The organism is Microcoleus sp. Pol11C2 (assembly GCF_036701505.1).
Lineage (GTDB): Bacteria > Cyanobacteriota > Cyanobacteriia > Cyanobacteriales > Microcoleaceae > Microcoleus.
The window spans coordinates 18,938-33,259 of the sequence record NZ_JAUBQX010000018.1 but is presented as its reverse complement, the minus strand read 5'-3'; the positions used below and the strand labels follow the sequence as shown (position 1 = coordinate 33,259).

Here is a 14,322-nt window from a genome sequence, read left to right as displayed (position 1 = left end):
TTGATGGCGGTGCTCCGTCGAGCGGCGGAATTTGGTTTCTCGGCGCGGAGAATGCAGCCGAATTTAGTTGCTAAAGAACCGTCTAAAACTTTTTCAGACACTCAGAATTATGGGGCTGCTTCTATTTTTGCTCAAATGTCTTCTTATGGTTCTGTTGCTTGTGCTCTTAACGAAATTGGCGATCGGTTTGCTTTCGATGATTCTGCAAAGCGGAATTACGCGGTGGTGGCTACTTGGCGGATGCTGAAATGCGTTAAGGCTCAGTAGGGCGAATTAGATCCCCGACTTCTTCCAGAAGTTGGAAATCTGAGTATATTACACAATTACCTAATTTTTTGGTTAATAGTTATATGTTGTACTCTTGTCAAGAACGGGCAATATGCCCGTTCCACAAAACTTGATTTTCTTGTGGAACGGGCATCTTGCCCGTTCCTAAACAAGTAATTGAGAATGGTGCAAGATATCAGTTAATCAGGACTTTAGCCCTTACTACAAACCAGTTCGCAATCAGGACTTTAGTCCTCATCATATCGTTTCCTTCCGTTTCTTCTTAGAGGGCTTTTTAGGAGTTTTCTGGACGGGGATTGTCTCGGATTCTTGCTGTGCGAGGTCTGGGGTTACTTTACACAAGTCGTTCAAGGAAAGTTTTTGTTGCGATTCAAGTTCGTTTAACAAGTTTGAAGCTGTTTCTAATATTTGCTTTCCCTGTCTGGCTTGAATAGTAGTTTTATTTTCGATCGCATCTAGCAACACAAAAATCGAGACTGTTTGCCAAATATCTAAATCGTCGCCGACGACATCGCAAGCAGAGACAATTTTGCCGTTTTCTGGGACGTGAATTCCCAAGCCGGAAGCTTGAATTAATGGCTGGATTTCTGCTATACTTAAATCCGCAAGGTCTGTAATTTTATGTTCTAGCCAGACTAAATCTGCTAAATTTGGCAAGTTGACCGATTCTGTCGCTAAAGGATCGAATTTAAAGGTAAGAGTTTGATTCAGCGGATCGGAAATGGCATAAATTGATTGAATTTGCGATCGACTAACCGCACCTTTCTCGAAAAAATCCCTGCTTTGCGGGGCGATCGCAATTTTTCCATTTTCAGCCACCTCCAAGCTTTCCAAACTAACCAGAGTCGCCGCCGTAGTCTTCACAAAAATCTCGTCCAACCCAAGCAAATCCGCCAATTCCTTCAAAGTTGGCGCAGGTTCAAACTCAACACCCGCCCGCAAAATGAACTCTTCCAACACGTTAAACTCGCGCGGTTCGCTAATCGCCACCTCCAGCGGAGTTTGGCGGATTGCGAAGCGGAATTGACGCGCCGCCAACACTGACAAACCCGGATTTTGTTGCTCAATTTGTTCGGCTAGCGAACTTAAATTCGAGTCTATGGGTTTAGTTGAGGACGCTAGAAACATCTACAAAACCTCCGCAGTGACGCACCGTTTTTGAAACTTCCTGATACATTTTTCCCACTGTACCTGTTTGTTGGGTAAATAAATCGTGGCAGCCGACAACAATTAGCAATTCTTGAGCGCGGGAAAATGCCACATTCACCCGTTCCGGTTCCTTAGCAAATCCAATATCGCCCCTAACATTATTGCACACGGTGCTGACAATAATTACAGGTCTTTCCATGCCTTGAAATATGTCAACTGTACCAGTGCGGATGCTCAAAGCAGGGAATCTTTCGCCTTCGATTCTGTCTTTAATTGCATTTAATTGAGCAGCATAAAAAGTGATAATTCCAATTTCTTTCGGTGGTTTACCCTCGGCAACTTTGGGCTGCCAAGCTGTCTCCATTTGTTCGCACAAACGCTCGATCGCATCAATCTCCTTGACATTCAACCGCGAAGTACCCTGTTTTTCCTCTTCAAATCCTTGTCCGATGGGCGTTTTCACCCACAGAATGTGATTATTTTCTTGAATGATTCTACCTGCCAGGTTGTGGGCGCGCTTGGTGTCTGCTTCCTGAATGCCACAGTTGAGTTTTTGCTGGTAAAACTGATTGATTGCGCCCATGATTTGTGGGTGCATTCGATACTGAGTTGTCAGCATTTTTTTGATGCTGTCGCTGGCTTTTTCAAACAAAACTTTGAACAGCGATTCTTTGATAAAGCTAAGTTCGTCTCCGGTACAGCCGATGTCTTCGGCAATATCGTCGATCGTACTTTGATTAAACATGGGCGGCAATTGCCTGTGATCGCCCACTAATACTAACTTTCTGCCTTTCAAAGCGGGAATTAATAACTCTGGGGGAGTGCATTTGCTAACTTCGTCAATGATGACTGCATCAAAGCTGGGAAAGTTTTTAGTAAAATCGAAGCTAGCAGCTTGCACGCAAGTAATGCCGATAACGTTGGCATTGTCAATATAAATTTGCTTTAAATCGTTGCGGTCTTTTTCTGATGGATTGCGAAGTTTGTGAATCCAATCTGTCACAAACTTTTGAGAACGATTTAGGGCTGTTTCTTCTTGTTCTAATTTCCGCTCCCAAGTTTTGAATAAACGCTTAATTTTGTTTAAAAAAGCTACGGTGAATAATCCTGTATTCGGAACTTCTGGCTGATATTGAGTCGGGATAGTTTGCCATGCTGACTCCCACCAATTTCTTTCAACAAGTAATGCTGCTGTTGGTTGCTGCTGTTGCAGTTGAGCGGTAATTTCGCTCAATTCTGTTTGAAGTTCGGCGAGTTGCTGCTGCGAAGTTGCCGCCGCAGTTTGCAGGGGAGATAAATCCTCGTCAAGAGTGTTTTTGATTGTCTCCAAAACCCCAAAAGGGTCTAGATCGGCAATGGATTTTTCAAGCTGAATCGTGCTTGCTTTCCAAGCCTCAACTTGCTTGACAAATAGCTGCGGTTGCTCCCAAATATTCGATTTTTGGGCGAGATATTGTTCGGATAAAATCCGCAATTTTTCAGGTACATTTTGCTGTTGGACAATTGCTTGCAACAAATTAGTAACTTCGCTAATTTTTAAATTCGCATCTTGCTGTGCTGTTTCTACCTGAAGTTTAGCGGCGGATATTTGCTGCTGGCTCAAGGTTTGACCGATTTTATCTAATAATTGTTGCTGTTTTATAAGCTGCTGTTCGGTTTCGGTTTTCAGGGGAACCACGCACTGACGGGCATTTGCGAGGATACTGTGCAGCAATTCTTTGACTAGGCGATCGAAGGTAGCCTGGATATGATTTGGGTGCAATGATTCACTATAAAATTGTTGAATGCTACCTAAGAAAGTGCCAGCTTTTTCGATGATGAATTTGCGCTGACTTTGGCTGACTTGGGAATAGCTGGCGAAGTCTTTGGCGAGTTGTTGCCACTGTGTACGATCGCCCGCAGAGAGCACGATCGGCGTTTGACTCAAATTTAGGTGCAGAAACTCGCTAAACCGGAACTGTTGCCCTTGTATGTCCTTAAAACTTGCGCTTTCTTCGTGGGATATCGCCTTTTGCAACCTATCTAAATCGGGCAAATTGACTTTGCATTTGGGCGGCACGATCGGCAATTTGAGCGATCGGGCAATTTTCAGCAATCCTGGCGGCAATCCTACCATATCATCCGTGAGCATTGCGCCCGTTTCCCAGCAAGATTTCACGACTTCATAGAGTCCCGTATCCGCTGTCTCGATCCACTGTGCAACGGCAACGACAACGGCTGCAATTTCCGCTTTTCGCAGTTCCAAATTCTTGATTTTCTGTTCGAGATTTTGGCGGTGTGTCTGATTTTGCCGATCGCCCAATTCGAGTTGATTCACAGCCTCAGACATCTGCCGCGACACCCGCAACGACTCCGCAACCGCCGACATAGCGTGACAAACATCATCAGCGCGATCGAATGCCGTCTTAAATTCCGATATTTGCGCTGCTACAGTTTCCTGCAGCCAAACCGCAATCCCAAACGCGCCGCAAGCAGGGCGATCGAAGCCGATTTGAGTAGCATAGCTGGCGGCAATGCGAACATTTGCCATAAAGTTTTCTACTAAAACATTGCCTTCTGAATAAGGTTTTAGTCTGGGCATAAACTCGGCAACTTCTGGAGATTCCCAGTTGACATTCGGCGCATCCAGCAAATTTACTAGCCCGTTAACTAGAGATTCAATCTCGCTTTTTTCGGTTAAAATCTTTTCATAAGCTGCTGCTTGCTGGTTGCACTTTTCCTCAATATTTGCTTGACTGTCGTGCAGGTGTTTTAGTCCATTAAAAAAATCTTTCTCTGCGGCCCAGTAGGCGGTAAATCGCTCTGATTGCGTCACCAACTGCCGCAAAGCTTTGACATTAGTCAGGCGCTGCGAGAGCTTTTCTTCGCAGTCAGTTGCCGTATTTTGCAGCCAAGTGCCGATCGCATTTTCCTCTAAAAACGGCTGACCTTCTTCCTGCACCTTATGAGCTTTTCCCTTCCGCAAAGCCCGAATCGCCGGATTGTGTACTAACCGACTCAAAGCATTGTCTACAGCCAAATTTGCTTGGGAAGCAATGAGCGTTTTGCCGCCCTGACTGGCAATTTGATAGCAAATTTCTGCAATCACAGTCGTTTTGCCAGTTCCCGGCGGGCCTTGAATCAAAATTAAATCCCGTGCCGAAAGCACCGTTTCTACGGCCGCAAGTTGGTCGTCATTAGCATTGCGATTTAATAAGTTTTCCCGATCCAATTTAATCAGCTTTTCAGGCAGTCTCGCCTGAGAAGAGTCGAATAAAAACTCACTCAAATAGGGATTTTGAGCGCGCCCGTCTGTCAGCATTTTTAAAGCTTTTTTCTTGCGTTCGATCTGACTGATATCGCCCGCCGCCTCAAAATATAAGAATCCTTGTTTGGGCAGTTGATATCTGCCGCCTGCCATGCGATATCCTAAATCAACATCTAATTTAATGCGTAATTTACCATGTTCAAAGTCAATTTCAGCGATGCTACCCAATGTCTCTCCATCGCGGCTGCTTCTGCTTCCTGGTGGCGAATCAAACAGGATAATTTCTTCATTTCGCGCCTTTTTTAGCCTGTCGCGAAAGTCTGTCAATTCTAAGAAATTTTCCTCGTAACCGTCAAGAGTTGCGGAATTACGATCAATTTCAAAAGTGACGATTTTGAAGCCGGAACCGTAATTGTGTCCTCGGAAAGGCACGCAAAATTGACGCGCTTCCGCGATGCGTTTTTCCACATTTAAAAAAGTATGCCAAACTTTTAGTTGTTCGGTAGTCGGTATGTGTCTGTCGTCCCAAAAAGGCATTTGTTGGACGCGGGCGATCGACTTTACAGGAATTGGCGATCGACTGTTAGCCAAAAGTCGCAACTGCACCGGCAAAGCATACCCATCTTTCCTCCCTCTGGGAACCGCCACCAAACCAGCATCCAGCAGTTTTAAACCGCCAATTCCGTCTTCACAGCGTACAGTTGCTAACAACCGCAAAGTGCGATCGGCTTTTTGCAACAATTGGGGTAATTCAAAATCATCTCCATCCGTAGCAAGGAGTAATTCCCAGATTTCTTCTTCAGAAAATCTCTCATTTACCTTTTGGCGACGGACGTAGAAAAGATTGTGGGATTTGCCAGCTATCTCCGACATCAGAATTTCCGCACGCTCTTTGCATTCCCAATCGCAATATTTCCCTAAAGCCGCTTCTCCTTCTATATCCCGAATAAATTTATTAATTGTGCGATCGCCACTAAATTTATATCCCCAATCTTCTGTGACTAAAGATGGCATATTTTGATGATTTTAGATTTTAGATTTTAGATTAAATTTAAGATTAGCACATCGGAACTTGTGCCGACAGAACCGCGACATCCCAAAAAAAATTAAGGTGTGCATTGCACACCCTACGACCATCGCAAATTACCGTACAGGCGACGGGCGATGGAATTAAACAGTTGAGAATCAAAAGGGCGAACGATGGGACTTGAACCCACGAATGGTGGTACCACAAACCACTGCCTTAACCACTTGGCTACGCTCGCCGTATCAGTTTTAACTATAGCATCAGATCTCAGCACAAGTCTAGGGGTAAGGCAAAAATATTTTGAAATATTTCTGAGCGTCCCTGCACCCGACCGATCGATGTGCCTCAAATTCCAAGCACAGTAAGAGTTTAGCACAATTTTCGCTCTGTGCGATCAGGGTGTGCGATCGGCAATTATCTCGCCCCCAGCAGTGATGTGGCCTGGGTTCGGCGGCTTTGGCAGCCTCCCGATTCGGCCCAGCGCATTAAAATAGCCTTATCAGCCCAGGGGCATCTAAATTTTACAGTCAACTTTGATAAAACTCACATCTGGCACCATTCTCAAGAACAGGCAAGATGCCTGTTCCACAAAGAATGAATTTCTTGTGGGGAGTAGGGGTTGGGCATCCTGCCCCTAAAAGCCTTATTGAGAATGGTGCAAAATCTCCGATGAAATGCTTGTGGGGTGTCCCGCCCGCCCGAAAAATCCAACGCAAGAAGCGGGACAGCTTATCCCACACCGCATGAGTTATCAACCATCCCTCTTCCTTCGCGCCGCTTCGCATCTTCGCGGTTCGTTTAAAAAAAAGTCTTCTTTGCAATCTAAAATCTAAAATCTAAAATCTAAAACCGATATGAGCTACTGTGTCAACCCCGACTGTCAAAATCCTCAAAACTCCAACACCGCTAAATTTTGCTTAAACTGCGGCTTTAACCTGTTGTTGAGACAGCGATATCGCCCGATTGAACTTTTAGGTAGAGGCGGATTCGGTAAAACTTTCCTAGCCATTGATGAGGATATCCCATCTCTACCCCGCTGTGCAGTCAAGCAATTTTATTTTTACGACCGCGACCCCGAAATTTTCAACAAAGCTGTTGAATTATTTCGGCAAGAAGCCGTCCGTTTAGACGAACTCCGAAAACACCCCCAAATCCCCACATTATTAGCGTGCTTTGAACAAGAAGGTCATATTTATTTAGTTCAAGAGTTTATAGACGGGCCGACTCTTAAACAAGAATTAGACAAGAGTGCCTACGATGAAAATCAAATTTGGCAACTGCTGCAAGACTTATTGCCGGTGCTGCAATTTATCCATGACAAGCGCATCATTCACCGCGATATCAAACCAGAAAATATTATCCGCCGGCAATCGGACAACAAACTCGTTTTAATCGATTTCGGCATTGCCAAACTGCTGACTGATTCAGCCATGCTTCTTCCAGCAACGCTCATTGGCAGTCAAGATTATGTAGCTCCCGAACAAATGCGCGGCAAAGTATTTCCTGCTAGCGACCTTTACAGTTTAGGTGTTACTTGCATTCGCCTAATGACGCAAGTTCCTCCCTTGGATATGTACGACTGCGACAACGAGCGCTGGTGGTGGCGCGAGTTTCTCCCCAAAGCCACGAGTCTTAGCGATGAGTTAGGCGAAATTTTAGATAAACTGCTGCAAACTCGTCTCACTCAGCGGTACAGTTTTGCTACGGAAGTTTTGCAAGATATCAAAGCAGCTTTAGATATTCGTCATCAAAATTTGCTTTCACCCAAAACGCCGCTCGCTCCTGCTCTCAGTAATAGCGACAACTCAAGCGATATCAGCACGCTACAAACTTCTGATTCTCCCATTTTACCGACAAAATACGTCGCCAATTCCGCAGAAACTTTTTCCTTATCTGTTACTTCCAATCTCGATCAAGCCCTAATTTCTGGACGGGGAGTAGATTATACCAAACTGCGCGATTTTTTGTGTAACAAAAAATGGAAAGAAGCCGATCGCGAAACTTGGGGCTTGATGTGTCAATCTCTTTCCCAGCCACCCGGAACTCAGCTAGAAATTAGCCAAATTTACCAGATCCCCTGCGAAGATTTGCAAACACTCGATCGCCTTTGGTTGCGCTACAGTCAAGGTCGGTTTGGCTTCAGCGTCCAAAAGCAGATTTATGAAAGCGTTAAGGGAGACTATATCAGATTTTGCGATCTGGTCAACTGGCAAACCTACAATTCTGCTACTACTTTAGGACAGATTAAATTTAGTCAGCAACCACCAATCGGACACCTCCCCTCTCGCAATTGGGTTGGTGGCATTCAGTGGCTGCGGCATCTCGATGCCCTGTCAGCAAAATTAACCGAGTGCGACAATAATCTTGCTCCTAAATTGTAATTTGGTCTACCGACTCACTAAGTAAAATTTCATATTTAAACTCTACCTGAAAGTAGAGAAATTTGTCGCGTTAGATGTAACCAGCGACCGAGGTTCGGTGCGATCGCTTGTCGCACAATGGATGCTGAAGGTGAACACAGCTACAAGTCTGCAATCCAGAGACTGTAACAACAGAATTAAAAGAGGTATCGATCCATGTTTTTTCACAAAAAACAATTAATGGCTGCGGTGACAGTAGACGAAGCCAACCCCCGTTTTGCCCAATTGCTCCTAGAACAGTTTGGCGGAGCAACCGGAGAACTCACAGCAGCTCTGCAATACTGGGTCCAGTCCTTTCACTGTGAAGATGCAGGGATTAAGGATATGCTCCAAGATATTGCAATAGAAGAATTCAGCCACTTAGAAATGGTGGGCAAACTCATCGAAATGCACACAAAAAACGTTGACCAAACAGAAGCTTATAAAAGCACTTTGTTTGCGGTGCGCGGTGTAGGTCCGCACTTGCTGGATAGCCAAGGTCAAGCTTGGACGGGTGCTTATGTCAACGAAGGTGGCGATGTAGTGCGCGATTTACGCGCTAATATCGGTGCGGAAGCAGGAGCTCGCCAAACCTACGAAGAGTTGATTAAACTAGCACCGGATATGGGAACGAAAAAGACGCTGCACTTTCTGCTGACTCGCGAAATTTCTCACACTGAAATGTTCATGAAAGCTCTCGAAGCGTTGGGTAAACTCACCGATCCGCTGTTCGGTAATATTCCGCCAGATTCCACTGTGGATCTCTACTTTAACTTGTCAACAAATGGCAAGGATGAACGAGGTCCTTGGAACTCAGAACCTACTTTCCAATACATTGCCGATCCCGCTCCAAAAGGTTAATTTGAGAGTTGTTTAGGGTTTGTGGCTTAGAATATTTAAGCCCTGTATTAAGTAATTTTTAAGCCGCGCACCTTCTTTTGTAAGGTGCGCGGCTTAGAAGATTTAAGCCCTGTGTTGAGTAATTTTCAAGCTGGGTACTTTGCTTTAGTTGTTAGAGGTGCGCGACTCGGAAGCTTCCTGTTGAGGGTTGAGTATTTTTCAAGTCACGCGCCCTACGGTGTTACAATTATTTGAAATCCCGATCGAACATTAACATCAAATCCATATTGAAATTGCGCTCATCCACCTATTTATTAGTCTCTCACGGCAGCCGCGACCCCAGACCCCAACTAGCTTTGGAAAACCTAGGTCAACTGCTGTCTCAAAATTTGGCTGACTCGTTCCCCGCAGTAGCAACCGCCACCTTAGAACTTGGGCCCGCACCACTGCACGAACAAATTTGCAGTTTTGGCGAACGTACCCTGTCGCTGGGACTGACAGAATTGCAAATACTGCCTGTATTTTTATTGCCGGGAGTTCACGTCGCCGAAGACATACCGGCAGAGGTGGAAATTGCCCAACAAACTTTTGGTGACAAGCTAAAAATTGCATTGCGCCCGCATTTAGGTTCCCAGGAAGCAGGCTTAACAAAATTGGTAAAAAGTCAGATGGAAGAGGTGACTTTTCTCCCCAATCTGCTATTGCCAAAATGGATTTTATTATCTCACGGCAGCCGTCGCCCCGGAGGTAACTCGACAGTTGAGGAAATCGCTAGCAAACTCGGTGCGCTGACAGCTTATTGGTCGGTAAAGCCGAGTTTGGAAGAGCAAATTGACAGTTTGGTTCGTGGTGGACAGCAGCAAATAGGGATTGTGCCATACTTCTTATTTAATGGAGGAATTACAGATGCGATAGCCAAAAATGTCGCACAGCTAAAGCAGCAATTTCCTGCGGCGGAACTTCATCTCGCAAATCCTCTAGGCCCAAGTGTACAATTAGCAGACTTAATTGGGAATTTAATTCAAAAATGAACCGCAGAGGCAAAGAAGAGGTCAAGGAAGAAAGAAAAATGTCTTTAGGAAAAGTGTATTTAGTAGGTGCGGGACCCGGAGATCCGGGTTTGATGACCTTGAAGGGAAAAGCTCTGTTAGAATGCGCGGATGTGGTGATTTACGACGCTTTAGTCAGCCCTCAAATTTTGGCAGCAATCAACCCCCAAGCAGAACGAATTGATGCCGGAAAACGCAAAGGCCGCCACTCGTTAATGCAGGACGAAACAACTCAGTTAATGATAGAAAAAGCTGGAGATAATGCGATCGTAGTTCGTCTCAAAGGCGGCGATCCATTTATTTTCGGCCGCGGCGGCGAAGAAATGGAAGAGTTGGTAAAAGCTGGAGTTTCAGTAGAAGTCGTCCCCGGTGTAACTTCTGGGATTGCGGCCCCTGCGTATGCGGGAATTCCTTTAACACACCGATCGTACAGTTCCTCTGTCACCTTTGTCACCGGTCACGAATCAGCGGGAAAATATCGACCGGAAGTAAATTGGCAGGCGATCGCCCGTGGCTCGGAAACCATTGTAGTATACATGGGAATCCATAATTTGCCTTACATTATCGGCCAGTTAATAGATGCAGGATTGAGTGCAGAAACGCCCATAGCGTTAGTGCGCTGGGGAACGCGGCCGGAACAAGAAGAATTGATCGGGACTTTGGGTACAATTGTAGAGCAAGTTGAGGCGGTCGGATTTGCAGCACCTGCGATCGCGGTCATCGGAAATGTTGTCAATTTACACTCGATATTGTCTGGCTGTCGGCCAGTTTCTCAGACTGTAGAATAAGCGGGAAAATTGGGTCAGAACCGATCTAATTTCGATCGCTTTGATTTCCCTTCCTCTAAGGTGGCTCGCCACCGGGGACAATTGCACCCTCGATGTCATTCCGATGTCATTCCTGGGGGACAATCGCACCCTCGATGTCATTCCGATGTCATTCCTGGACGCATCAATGACATATTTATGTCATTGCTCACTCTTAAGCGTTTGCTTTCGCGCTCTATTATGGGTGTTGCACAAAGGTGACTTTAGTCTAGGAGGTGTCTATTCCAGCCTCACTTGGGCCCCCCACAAATCTTGCGGGAGAAATACTCTGTCGGTGGGTAGGGGAGCAACTGGGGCCGTGAGGGTAAATTGACCCGCTTCAATTTGCTGCTTCAATTCCAATGCTACTTCGCGGGAGAGAAACATACTCGCAAGGGGGGCGGCCCGAACAGGTTTGCCCTCTATCAGGATGCGACCAGTCTTTAATTGAGCATAGCTGACTAAACCAAATGTGGGACGAACGCGCCGGGGGATAGAGAAATCTACCACCGGCGCTACTATTTTTTTGTCTGATACTGCACAGTGGGCGACGACTGTTTCGTTTAAGACGGGAAACGGGATGCCGACTCCCAGCATCAGGGATGGGCCGTAGTTTTTGAAGTAGCAGCCGCGCACCCATTTCGAGTTCATCTGTTTCGCGTCGCCGATGAGTGCGAGGGTGGCGGCCGGGCCGATGGGGGTGCGGTTGGGCTGGCGTTTTTGCAGCGGGAAGTGCTGGGTTCCTTCCCAGGTGATGTAGCCCTGAGCGCCTCCTAGAAAGATGCGGGTGCCGATGCCGATGATTTCGAGGTCGGGGTCGTTTAGGAGGGGAGACATGGCTCCAAGGTTCGAGTAGACGGCGTTGCCGAGGTTTGGTTGCAGGGGACCGAGGTAGGTGAACAGCGGGCGATCGCCCCCGTTGACGCCAACAATAAAGTTTTGATATGCGTTGCGGGGATTGAATAAATAAAACTGGTTGATTGTATCGCGGGTAATCGTGGTTTCAAAGGAGGCGCGGGGGTAGCAGTCTGTTACTTGCCCCAAGGCGCGCAACTGCACGGGTTTCCCGGCAATCAGGTCTTCGATGACGTGTCCGCCGCCCCGTTCGCGGGATTCTTCGCCGTCTTCGGCTACTTGGGTGGCTCCCAGGTACAGGTCTACTGCCCCGAAGCCCGAGTAGGCTAAAACGCCGTCTAGCCAGCACTGGCGGATTTTTATGGGCGGGTCGGTATGGCCGAGGTTGATGATTGCACCCGAGGATTCCATCGGCTCGAAGGTGCCGGTGGTAATCACATCGACTTCTTTGGCTGCTTGGGTAATGCTGGTTTCTTGAACTCTAGTTTTGAGTTCTTCGATTGTCCAGACTGTGGCTTTGCCCTGGCTGATTTTCTCGTTGATTTGGTCGATCGATCGCATAAGACTATTTTAGATTTTAGATTTTAGTGTGATGGAATGTTGAGTGAGCGAATGCTGTTTTGGCGATCGACCTCGGTTTGATAACACAGCAAAATGCTATAACTGATATCAGGATTATATTATAAATAAAATAAAGAGTGAGCGCCATGACTCAAGCGATATTAAAACCAGTCACCTTCGATGAATTTATTGACTGGTATCCTGAAAATTCTGAAAACCGTTACGAACTGCACAATGGAGCTATTGTTCAGATTCCTAAAGCAACCGGAGAACATTCAGAAGTAGCCGACTTCCTCTCCCTGAAGCTAGGGATTGAAATCGAGAGGCTAGGGTTGCCCTACTTCGTTCCCAAGGAATGCGTTGTCAAAGCTGATAATGAGTTATCTGGTTATGAACCGGATGCCATCGTTTTGGACAGGCAAGGGACGGACAGCGAACCGAGATGGAAAAAGGAATCTATCATTACAATGGGGAGTTCTGTCCGGCTAATTGTCGAAGTTGTCAGTACCAATTGGCGGGATGATTACGGCTACAAATTGGTTGACTACGAAGCTTTGGGCATTTCTGAATACTGGATTGCGGACTATTTGGGACTTGGCGGGCGACGCTATATTGGCAATCCTAAACAACCTACTTTTTCTGTTTACCAGTTGATTGACTGTGAGTATCAAGTCAGTCAGTTTCGGGGTAGTGATCGGGTTGTGTCACCAACATTTGGGCAGTTGAATTTGAGTGTGCAACAAATTTTTAGCGTCGGCAGAGATACGGTAGAAAATGCGATGCTTGAAGATAGTTAGTTGAGGGTGTTCGTACCACATTTTTCCTACATTTGTAGTGAATAGTACTGTCCTACAACGGGGAATTAATCAGGAGTGAAGTCATTATGAACCTTAACTATTGATTGTCATGAGCCTCATTTTCAGCATGATCCGGGATGTTGGGTTTCTGTTCTGGTAAATATTTTTCTTGCAGGGTTTCGGTGACTCCTAGAGATTCATGTTTTTCATTGATAGCAGAATCGATTGCTGCTAAGGTTTTAGGACTGGCACTCCACTGGTTTAGAATATCTTTAATGAGGGCTTCCCTAATCCAAACTTGAGCTACAACGGTGAGGGGGAGAGCTAGCAATAAGCCTAAAAATCCAAAGAAGGTGGCGAAGAATACTTGAGCTATTAATGTTACTGCTGGCAGCAGTGATACTTGCTGTGCCATGACGTAAGGGGTGAGGAGGTTGCTTTCAAATTGTTGAATTAGAAAGTAGAGGATGAGCACAAAACCGGATTTTAACGGCGAGTCTAAAAGTGCGATCGTCACTGGAGGAATCACGCTCAAACCGGGCCCGATATTGGGTATTAAGTTCAGCAAGCCGGCTAAAACAGCGTGAGCTAGAGCTAGGGGAACCTGCAATACTGACAAACCAATTAAACTCAGGAAAGTGATGACGCTCATGCTAATTAAAGCACCGATTACCCATCGACCGAGCGCTATTTCGCATTCATCTAAGATGCCATCGATTCGCCGCCGATAAAAAGAGGGAAAAAGTTGTATAAATGCTTTGCGGTAAGAGAGAGGTTCTGCTAATGTCATCAATGTCAAAACTATGACTAGCAAAAAGCTGAGAATAACACCTAATGTGTTGCCTACAAAAGCTCCTGCACCGCCGACGAGTTGGTTGAATAGGGGTTGTAGCTGTTGGATAATATCGTTAATATCAAGATTCGGCAGTCGCTGACCCATTTGTCCAGAAAAGCGAGCTTCAATCTGATCGATCCACTCATTTAATTTTGCTATTCCTTGAGGGGCTCTTTGGGTAAGTTGTTGAAACTGTTGGGCAAAGGGTGGTACAATGATTAGGAATAATCCTACGAAGATGAGGACTAGGAAACTAACTGATAACAGTACGGCGATCGATCTTTTGAGTCCGAATTTTTGCAAGTAGCGTGCTAGTCTGTTTAAGGCTGTGGCTAAGACGACGGCGGCAAATAGCAGCAGTAGGGCCTGCCTGATTTGCCACAGGATGTAACAAGATGCGATGAGGGCTAATAAGCCCATCCACTGTCCTAGCTTCATTAGATTTTAGATTTTAGATTAAGGAATAGGG

11 protein-coding genes and 1 tRNA gene are annotated in these 14,322 nt (G+C 46.0%); 7 read left to right on the top strand and 5 right to left on the bottom strand.

The window, feature by feature from the left end:
- The first annotated feature begins 3 nt into the window (after positions 1–3).
- The gene (locus QUA42_RS12890) at positions 4–267 is read left to right on the top strand and encodes a hypothetical protein (RefSeq protein WP_333137612.1); all 264 of its coding nucleotides are present in this window, start codon (positions 4–6) and stop codon (positions 265–267) included.
- Between the two features lie 258 nt (positions 268–525).
- On the opposite strand, the gene QUA42_RS12885 is transcribed toward QUA42_RS12890, so the two are convergent.
- From QUA42_RS12885 to QUA42_RS12875, 3 genes are all read right to left on the bottom strand, one after another.
- A complete protein-coding gene (locus QUA42_RS12885) occupies positions 526–1,416 on the bottom strand; it encodes a hypothetical protein (RefSeq protein WP_333137611.1) in 891 nt (296 codons plus the stop codon).
- The gene (locus QUA42_RS12880) at positions 1,394–5,698 is read right to left on the bottom strand and encodes an AAA domain-containing protein (protein ID WP_333137610.1); all 4,305 of its coding nucleotides are present in this window, start codon (positions 5,696–5,698) and stop codon (positions 1,394–1,396) included. The genes QUA42_RS12885 and QUA42_RS12880 overlap by 23 nt, the downstream gene beginning before the upstream one ends.
- Positions 5,699–5,876: 178 nt before the next feature.
- Positions 5,877–5,949: transfer RNA gene (locus QUA42_RS12875), tRNA-His, on the bottom strand.
- Positions 5,950–6,099: 150 nt separating this feature from the next.
- Here QUA42_RS12875 and QUA42_RS12870 point away from each other — a divergent pair.
- The 5 genes from QUA42_RS12870 (at position 6,100) to cobA (ending at position 10,787) form a co-directional block, all read left to right on the top strand.
- Positions 6,100–6,309: a hypothetical protein gene (locus tag QUA42_RS12870; protein WP_333137609.1), complete on the top strand. Its 210-nt coding sequence runs from the start codon at positions 6,100–6,102 to the stop codon at positions 6,307–6,309.
- A gap of 256 nt (positions 6,310–6,565) precedes the next feature.
- On the top strand, positions 6,566–8,092 hold the full coding sequence (locus QUA42_RS12865) for a serine/threonine-protein kinase (RefSeq protein WP_333137608.1): 1,527 nt from the start codon (positions 6,566–6,568) through the stop codon (positions 8,090–8,092).
- Positions 8,093–8,287: 195 nt separating this feature from the next.
- Positions 8,288–8,971: a manganese catalase family protein gene (locus QUA42_RS12860; RefSeq protein ID WP_333036883.1), complete on the top strand. Its 684-nt coding sequence runs from the start codon at positions 8,288–8,290 to the stop codon at positions 8,969–8,971.
- 266 nt (positions 8,972–9,237) lie between these two features.
- Positions 9,238–9,981, top strand: coding sequence for a sirohydrochlorin chelatase (locus QUA42_RS12855; protein ID WP_333137607.1), 744 nt, complete (start codon positions 9,238–9,240; stop codon positions 9,979–9,981).
- Positions 9,978–10,787 (top strand): uroporphyrinogen-III C-methyltransferase, encoded by an 810-nt coding sequence (gene cobA / locus QUA42_RS12850; protein WP_333137606.1) that lies wholly within the window; start codon positions 9,978–9,980, stop codon positions 10,785–10,787. The genes QUA42_RS12855 and cobA overlap by 4 nt, the downstream gene beginning before the upstream one ends.
- A 258-nt stretch (positions 10,788–11,045) precedes the next feature.
- Here the strand turns inward: cobA and QUA42_RS12845 are convergent, their stop codons facing one another.
- A complete protein-coding gene (locus QUA42_RS12845) occupies positions 11,046–12,221 on the bottom strand; it encodes a homocysteine biosynthesis protein (RefSeq protein ID WP_333137605.1) in 1,176 nt (391 codons plus the stop codon).
- Positions 12,222–12,367: 146 nt separating this feature from the next.
- Between QUA42_RS12845 and QUA42_RS12840 the strand changes: the two genes are divergently transcribed.
- Complete coding sequence (locus QUA42_RS12840) at positions 12,368–13,018, top strand: Uma2 family endonuclease (protein ID WP_333137604.1); 651 nt, start codon at positions 12,368–12,370, stop codon at positions 13,016–13,018.
- 97 nt (positions 13,019–13,115) lie between these two features.
- Here QUA42_RS12840 and QUA42_RS12835 read toward each other — a convergent pair whose 3' ends face one another.
- Positions 13,116–14,291, bottom strand: coding sequence for an AI-2E family transporter (locus tag QUA42_RS12835; protein WP_333137603.1), 1,176 nt, complete (start codon positions 14,289–14,291; stop codon positions 13,116–13,118).
- Positions 14,292–14,322: the final 31 nt, after the last annotated feature.